The sequence below is a fragment of the Romboutsia sp. 13368 genome (genome assembly GCF_018336475.1).
In the GTDB taxonomy this organism is placed as follows: Bacteria; Bacillota; Clostridia; order Peptostreptococcales; family Peptostreptococcaceae; genus Romboutsia.
The window spans coordinates 93,534-102,754 of the sequence record NZ_CP048741.1 but is presented as its reverse complement, the minus strand read 5'-3'; the positions used below and the strand labels follow the sequence as shown (position 1 = coordinate 102,754).

Sequence of the window (9,221 nt, the reverse complement as noted above, 5' to 3'; positions counted from 1 at the left end):
CACTTTTATATATTTTATAGATTATAATATATTTAAAAGCAAAACTATATTTTAAAATGTAATCACAATTATATTCACTTTATCTAAGCATATCTTATTTTTTCATTTTTTAGTGTTGAATATTTAGTATTAAAATAAAGTTATATTCATAAAATTTAAATATAATTTTATTTTAATAAATAGATATTAAAATTTATTTTGAAATTAAAGGAGGTTTTGTATGTGTGATTTCTATTCACGTAACAAACACTTATTTGAACAGCTAGATACTTTTATTGACTCACTTGAAACTAAAGAAGGTTCTTTAATTCAAGTACTACATCATGCACAAGGATTATTTGGATATCTTCCTAAGGAAGTTCAACTTTATATAGCAGAACAATTAAACGTTGCTCCTTCTAAAGTTTATGGTGTTGTAAGTTTTTATTCTTACTTCACAACTGAACCTAGAGGAAGATATAAAATAAGTGTGTGCCTAGGTACAGTTTGTTTCGTTAAGGGAGCAGATAAAATTTTAGCTGAATTTGAAAAACAACTTGGTATAAAAGCTGGACAAACAACAAAAGACCTTTTATTCTCATTAGATGGATTAAGATGCGTTGGAGCATGTGGTCTTGCACCAGTTGTTGTTGTAAATGGAAAGGTATATGGTCAATTCAAGGTAGAACAAGTTAGCGAAGTTTTAGATTATTATAAATCTTTAGAGTCTCTTACTGTTTAAATTGAATTTTTAGTAGATATTTAGGTTAATAATGGGGGATAAATAATGAAAAAAATAAAGTCATTTAATGAATTAAAAGATTTTGCTGATAAATTAAAACCTATTCTTCATATGAGAAAAAATTATCCATTTAGAGGCTTACTTTATTTATTATATAATTTTATATTTTGCCCACACTGTAATTTAATCAACGTGAATTTTAAGCAAATATATCAGTTGGCTATGTGATTATTTCTTATCTATTAATCTAGATAGTTTTTTAGTAAACTCTTGTGCAGAGTCATATCCCATTCCTCTTTGTCTATAGTTCATAGCTGCAACTTCTAAAACCATAGCTGTATTTCTACCTGGCTTAACTGGAACTACAAGCTTTTCTACATTAACACCTAGTATTTGTTCATACTCTTTATCTAGACCTAATCTATCATAGTATTTATTTTCGTCCCAACCTTCTAGATGGATTACTAAATCTATCATTTTAGATGTTTTAGTAGCTCCTACTCCGTATAAACTCTTAATATCAATTATACCTAATCCTCTTATCTCCATGAAGTGCCTTAATAATTCTGGAGCTTGACCTACTAGTAAGCTATCATCTAATTTCTTTATTTCAACAGCATCATCAGCAACAAGTCTATGTCCTCTTTGAACTAATTCTAAAGCAGTTTCAGATTTTCCTATACTACTTTCTCCTTTTATAAGTACTCCAATTCCATATATATCAACTAAAACTCCATGTATTGTAGTTTGAGGAGCTAGTTTATTATCTAGATAGTTTGATAATCTATTTATAAGTCTCGTTGTATTTCTTTTGGTACTTAAAATTATTCTATCATATTTTTTTGCAAACTCTATAACATCAGGTTTAACCTCTAAATCTCTTGATACTATTAATACAGGTATTTCATGTGCGAAAAATTTATCTAGTACTTCTCTTCTTTTTTCATCATCTATATAACTAAAATAGTTATACTCTGTTTTACCAACGATTTGTATTCTTTCATAAGCAAAATCCTCAAAATACCCTGCAAATTGTAATCCTGGTCTGTTTATATCTTGAGAGTAAACATAGTAATCTTTATTCTCAGGCATATATACTATATTTAAATTTAAATCTCTTACTATATCTCTTATTGATACTCTTTCATTTGAATTCATGTAATACCTTAATCTCCCTTTCTAAAATAATTATAAACACTTTCACTAGAAGCTTTATTCATACCTTCTACTTCTAATAATTCTTCAAAGGTTGCTTTTTTTATAGCTTCTATATCTTTAAAATGATTTAATAGTGCTTTTTTTCTTTTTTCCCCTATTCCTTGTATATCATCTAATTCAGATTTTGTCAAAGATTTATTTCTAAGGCTTCTATGATATGTTATAGCATAATTATGAACTTCTTCTTGAATACTTGCGACAAATCTATACAAATTAGAAGTTTTATCTAGCTCTATCTCTTTTTCCTGGGAAATAAGTCCTTTAGTTCTATGTTTATCGTCTTTATACATCCCCCAAAGAGGTATTTCTACATTATACTTATCTAGAACCTTTTTTACAGCACTAACTTGTCCTTTTCCTCCATCTAATAACATTAAATCTGGAAAATCCCCATATTTTAATCTTCTCTCAACTATTTCAGCCATCGAATCATAGTCATTAGGTCCTATAACAGTTTTTATTTTATATCGTCTATACTCTTTTTTATCTTTTTTTCCATTTGTGAAAACAACCATGGAACCGATAGAATCAACACCTTGAATATTTGATATATCAAAAGATTCTATTCTCTTAGGTATATCTTCTAAGTTAAGAATTTGCTTTAACTCTTCTAACGCTCCAATACTCTTTTCATATTTTCTTTTATTCATATCAGAGAACTTTTCTAAATACTCCATTGCATTTTTACGTACCATTTCAATTAAACTTTTCTTCTCACCTTTTTGAGGAACTCTTATAGTTACCTTCTGACCTTTTTTAGTTGATAACCACTCTTCTAATATAAAACTATCTTCTATTTCATCTTCTATTATTATTTCTTTAGGTATATATTCTTGTTCCATATAGAACTGTTTAACAAATGAGCCTAGTATAGATTCTCTATTGCTATCCATAACACCCTCAAGTATAAAATGTTCTCTACCTACTATCTTACCATTTCTAACAAAGAATACTTGAACACAAGCTTCATCATATGCTCTAGCCATTGCAATAACATCTTGATTTAAATCTGATGCAGATGAATCAATTTTTTGTTTTTCCATCATATCTTCTAAGCTTTTTATCTTATCTCTATATATTGCTGCCTCTTCGAAATTAAAATCCATTGCACATTTATTCATTTTTTCTTTTAATATATCTATTAATTTCTCTTCTTTACCTGATAAAAATAATATTATTTCTTCTATCATTTTATTATATTCTTCCTTACTTATCTCTCCAGTACAAGGTCCTACACACCTTTTTATATGCATATTTAAGCAAGGTCTCATTTTATTTTTTATAGCCTTATCTATATCTATATTACATGTTCTTATTGGATATGTATTTTTTAGTATCTCTAATGTATCATTAACTGCAGTTGTATTAGTATAAGGTCCAAAATATCTAGCTTTATCTTTTATAACTTTTCTAACCTTTAATACCCTAGGAAAGTCTTCATTAGTTGTGACCTTTATATATGGATATGTTTTATCATCTCTTAATAAAACATTGTACTTTGGTTTATATTTTTTAATTAAGTTACATTCTAATATTAAAGCTTCTAATTCAGAATCAGTAATTATGTATTCAAACTTTTCTATATTTTTAACCATAGATTTTACTTTAGATGAATGATTTTTGGAAGATTGAAAGTATTGTCTAACTCTATTCTTTAATACTTTTGCCTTTCCAACATATATGATATTATCAAATTTATCTTTCATTAAATAAACACCAGGGTCATCTGGTAGTTGTTTTAAATGTTCTTGTATGTCAAACAATTATTTTACCTCCAATATATAAGTATTGTTTATTTTACCCATATCTAGTTGTATTTAAAATTAATCATATACTCAATATTTTTTATTTAATTTTAATAACTCATTTTTTAATATGTTAGTTACTCATTTTTACTTAATTATTTATTATTGTTTCCACCATTTACTTGTAATATAAATACTGATCCATCTCCACTAGTATGGAATTCTTTACTATCTTTATATTTATCAACATAGTCAGAATTTAATCCTACTACATCTATTTGACCATCTTCATATAGATTTATAGCTAATTAAAAAGTAATGAAGCAAAAGCTGAATAAAAGTAAAGCCATATCTATAAATTAGATATGGCTTTTGTCTATTTAAAATATTTTTTTAAAAACATTCCAGTATAAGAACCTTCTACTTTAGAAACTTCTCTTGGTGTTCCTGTAGCAACTATTTTACCACCTTTATCTCCACCTTCTGGACCTAAGTCAATTATATAATCACAAGTTTTTATTACATCTAAATTATGTTCTATAACTACTATAGTATTTCCTGTATCAGCTAGTCTTTGAAGAACTTGAATTAGTTTATCTACATCTGCCATATGAAGACCTGTTGTTGGTTCATCTAATATATATAATGTCTTTCCTGTAGATCTTTTGCTAAGCTCTGTAGCAAGTTTTATTCTTTGTGCTTCTCCACCAGATAACTGAGTAGATGGTTGTCCTAACTTAATATATGAAAGTCCAACGTCCATTAATGTTTCTAGCTTTCTTTTTATATTAGGTATATTTTCAAAGAATTTAAGAGCTTCTTCTACATTCATATCTAATACATCAGCTATAGTTTTGTCTTTATATTTAACTTGTAATGTTTCTCTATTATATCTTTCGCCTTTACATACCTCACAAGGTACGTAAACATCTGGTAAGAAGTGCATTTCTATTTTTATTATTCCATCACCCTTACAAGCTTCACATCTACCACCTTTTATATTAAAGCTAAATCTACCCTTTTGATATCCTCTAGCTTTAGCTTCATTAGTTGATGCAAATAAATCTCTTATCATATCAAATACACCAGTATAAGTAGCAGGATTAGAACGAGGTGTTCTTCCTATTGGGCTTTGGTCTATATTTATTATTTTATCTATATTTTCTATACCTTTTATTTCTTTATGCTTTCCTGGCCTATCTCTAAGTCTATTTATTTTACTTGCTATACCTTTATATAATATATCATTTATTAATGTACTCTTTCCTGAGCCTGATACCCCAGTTATACAAGTAAATTTACCTAAAGGGAATTTTACATTTATATTTTTTAAGTTATTTTCTTTTGCTTTAACTACTTCTATAAAGTTTCCATTTCCTTCTCTAGTTATTTCTGGTATCTGTATTTCCTTTTTACCACTTAAATATTGACCTGTTATAGAATCTTCATTATCTAGTATTTCATTTAAAGTTCCTTCAGCTACTATATTTCCACCATGTATTCCTGCACCTGGTCCAATATCAACTATATAATCACATTCTCTCATTGTATCTTCATCATGTTCTACAACTATAAGAGTATTTCCAATATCCGTTAAGTGTCTTAATGTTTTTATAAGTCTATCGTTATCTCTTTGATGAAGTCCTATACTCGGTTCATCAAGCACATATAAAACTCCAACAAGAGCAGAACCAATCTGAGTAGCAAGTCTTATACGCTGAGCTTCTCCTCCTGATAATGTCCCTGCTTTTCTTGATAAGTTTAAGTAATCTAATCCAACATCTCTTAAGAAAATTGCTCTTCCTTTTATCTCTTTTAAAATTTCATGAGCTATAAACTTTTGTTTTTCGTTTAATTTTATATTTTCTATATATTCTATAAGTTCATTAACAGAAAAATCTGTAACATCCATTATATTTTTGCCATCAACTAAAACTGATAATACTTCTCTTTTTAGTCTTGCTCCTTTACACTTTGGACAAGGAGTTTCTGACATATATTCTTCAATTTTATCTCTAGTATATTCAGAGCTAGTTTCATTATATCTTCTTTCTAAGTTAGGTATAACACCTTCATAATAGGCCTGATATTCTCTTCTTCCACCATATTTTGATTCATATACAAACTGTACAATAGTGTTATTAATTCCATAAAGTAACTCTTGTACAAAATCCTCTGGTAAATCTTTGAATGGAGTTTCTATAGATACATTAAACTTTTCAGCTAAGCTTTGTACCATCTTACTATAATAGGTATCATCATTTACTCCTACTGAACCCCATGCAGCTATTGCACCTTGTTTTATAGATAATTCTTTATTTGGAATTACTAAATCAGGGTCTACTTCTTTACTTTCTCCAAGTCCATTACATGTTTCACAAGCTCCAAATGGCGCATTGAACGAGAACATTCTTGGTGATAATTCTTCTATTCCTATTCCATGTTCAGGACATGCAAATTTAGTTGAATAAAGTATTTCTTCTCCATCTATTATTTGAGCTATAACAAGTCCATCAGATAACTTTACGGCAGTTTCTATAGAGTCTGTAAGTCTAGATTCTATACCATCTTTTATTATTATTCTATCTACAACAACTTCTATATTATGTTTTTTATTTTTACTTAAATCTATATCATCAGTAACTTCGTGATTTTCACCATTTACTCTTATTCTAACAAAGCCTTCTTTTTTTATATTTTCAATTAATTTCTTATGAGTACCCTTTTGTCCCCTAACTACAGGTGATAGTATCTGTAACTTTGTTCTTTCTGGAAAATCCATCATTTTATCTACTATCTCTTGTATAGTCATTTGACTTATTTTTTCACCACAGATAGCACAGTGTACTTCTCCTACTCTAGCAAATAATAATCTTAAGTAGTCATATATTTCTGTAACAGTACCTACTGTTGAACGCGGGTTTTTAGATGTAGTTTTTTGGTCTATTGATATTGCTGGAGACAATCCTTCTATATATTCCACATTTGGTTTCTCCATCTGACCTAAAAACTGTCTAGCATATGCAGATAAACTCTCTACATATCTTCTTTGACCTTCTGCATATATAGTGTCAAATGCTAGTGAAGACTTACCAGAACCTGATAATCCGGTAAATACTATAAATTTATTTCTTGGAAGTTCTAAGTCTACATTTTTTAGATTGTGCTCTTTGGCACCTTTTATTATAATTTTATCTTCCATCTAACTATTTATCCTTTCCTCAAGTTGTTTTATTTTATCCCTAAGTTCTGCTGCTCTTTCAAACTGTAAGTTTTGTGCTGCTTCCATCATTTCAGCTTGAAGTGCTGCTATATTTTCTTTGATTTCATCTATATTATCTGTCTCTTTTATTCCATAAATAGTTTCTTCATCTGCTACTACAGTAGCCTCTATAGCATCTCTTACTTTTTTCTTGATAGTTGTAGGTGTTATATTATGTTCTTCATTATATAACATCTGTATTTCTCTTCTTCTCTTTGTTTCAGATATAGCATTTTCCATTGATCTAGTTATCTTATCAGCATACATTATAACCTTACCTTCTGAGTTTCTCGCTGCTCTACCTATTGTTTGTATTAAAGATGTTTCCGAACGTAAAAAACCTTCTTTATCTGCATCAAGTATAGCAACTAAAGAAACCTCTGGTATATCTAGACCTTCTCTAAGTAAGTTTATCCCTACTAATACATCAAACTTTCCAAGTCTTAAATCTCTTATTATTTCTACTCTTTCTAAAGTATCTATATCTGAATGTAAATACTTAACCTTAATTCCTATTTCTTTTAAATAGTTAGTTAAATCCTCACTCATTTTTTTAGTAAGAGTAGTTATTAAAACTCTTTCATTCTTTTCTATAATCTTATTTATTTCTACTACTAAATCATCTATTTGGTTATTTATAGGTCTAACTTCAACAATAGGGTCAAGTAGTCCTGTAGGTCTTATTATTTGTTCTGCTATAGTTGTAGAATGTTCTAATTCATATGGCCCTGGTGTGGCTGTTACAAATAGTATTTGATTAATATTCTCTTCAAATTCATCAAAATTTAATGGTCTATTATCATAAGCAGAAGGTAATCTAAATCCATTATCTATAAGTGATGTTTTTCTTGATCTATCTCCAGCATACATTCCTCTAACTTGAGGAATTGTTACATGTGATTCATCTACTATTATTAAGTAATCATCTGGGAAAAAGTCCATCAATGTATATGGCTTTTCTCCTGGTTTTCTCCCAGTTATATGTCTAGAATAATTTTCTATACCTTGGCAAAATCCTATTTCTTTAAGCATTTCTATATCATATTTAGTTCTTTGTTCTATTCTTTGTGCTTCTAATAGTTTGTCATCATCTTTAAATGACTTTACTCTATCATCTAACTCTTTTTCTATTTCTACAACAGCAGTTTCAATTCTTTCTGGCGTCGTTACATAGTGTGATGCAGGGAATATAACAACATGATTTCTAGTTCCTACAATTTTTCCAGTAACATAATCTATTTCAGTTATTCTATCTATTTCATCACCAAAAAATTCAATTCTTATAGCTCTTTCATCATTACTAGCTGGGAATATTTCTAATATATCTCCTCTTACTCTAAATGTTCCACGTGTGAAGTTAATATCATTTCTTTCGTACTGTATTTCAATTAACTTCTTTATAATATCATCTCTATCTCTTTCCATTCCTGGTCTTAATGATAGCATAAGTTTTCTATAATCTTCTGGATCCCCTAAACCATATATACATGATACAGAAGATATTATTATTACATCATCTCTCTCTAATATTGCAGCAGTTGCTGAATGGCGTAATTTATCTATTTCATCATTTATACTTGCATCTTTTTCTATATATGTATCACTATGTGCTACATATGCCTCTGGCTGATAATAGTCATAATAACTTACAAAGTATTCTACTGCATTATCAGGAAAAAACTCTTTAAATTCACTGTAAAGTTGAGCCGCTAAGGTTTTATTATGAGCAAGTATTAAAGTTGGCATTTTTACTTCTTGAATTATATTTGCCATTGTAAATGTTTTACCTGACCCTGTAACTCCTAATAATGTTGAATATTTTTCATTATTATTTATAGCACTTACTATAGACTTTATAGCTTGTGGCTGGTCTCCCGTTGGCTTAAACTCTGATTTTAATTCAAAATCCAAATATCTCACTCCTTTATTTCAACCTATCTTAATAAATATAATCCTATTATAAAATTAACTATATTAATATTAATTCTCTTATTTTAAATTAGATTTTTAATATTTTTACATATTTTACCCAATATAAATAACTTTGAANNAAGATATAATTTAATTATACAAAAAAATAAAAGACCTCTATTAAATAGAGGTCTTCCAAAATGGGGGGAGATTGAGTAATTATTATTAAGTTTTACATTATAATTATCCCCAATCTCCATAGTTATATACATTATTTTAAAAATTATTTTCTCTTATACCAATAATTATTTAAACATTCATCTATTATTACTCATACATAATTGTTCTTATAATATATATAATG

Annotated in this window: 5 protein-coding genes; 1 reads left to right on the top strand and 4 read right to left on the bottom strand. The window is 28.2% G+C overall.

All coding sequences use genetic code 11. The features are described from left to right. Positions 1-220: 220 nt before the first annotated feature. Complete coding sequence (locus tag G3997_RS00505; RefSeq protein ID WP_296646391.1) at positions 221-721, top strand: NADH-quinone oxidoreductase subunit NuoE family protein; 501 nt, start codon at positions 221-223, stop codon at positions 719-721. Between the two features lie 228 nt (positions 722-949). Here the strand turns inward: G3997_RS00505 and hprK are convergent, their stop codons facing one another. The 4 genes from hprK to uvrB all read right to left on the bottom strand — a co-directional run bounded on the left by hprK (position 950) and on the right by uvrB (position 8,857). Then, positions 950-1,879, bottom strand: a complete 930-nt coding sequence (hprK, locus tag G3997_RS00500) for an HPr(Ser) kinase/phosphatase (protein ID WP_296646387.1) — start codon at positions 1,877-1,879, stop codon at positions 950-952. A gap of 8 nt (positions 1,880-1,887) precedes the next feature. Next, a complete protein-coding gene (uvrC, locus tag G3997_RS00495) occupies positions 1,888-3,702 on the bottom strand; it encodes an excinuclease ABC subunit UvrC (protein WP_296646383.1) in 1,815 nt (604 codons plus the stop codon). Between the two features lie 358 nt (positions 3,703-4,060). Then, a complete protein-coding gene (gene uvrA, locus G3997_RS00490; RefSeq protein WP_296646378.1) occupies positions 4,061-6,886 on the bottom strand; it encodes an excinuclease ABC subunit UvrA in 2,826 nt (941 codons plus the stop codon). Then, positions 6,887-8,857: an excinuclease ABC subunit UvrB gene (uvrB, locus tag G3997_RS00485; RefSeq protein WP_296646375.1), complete on the bottom strand. Its 1,971-nt coding sequence runs from the start codon at positions 8,855-8,857 to the stop codon at positions 6,887-6,889. Positions 8,858-9,221: the final 364 nt, after the last annotated feature.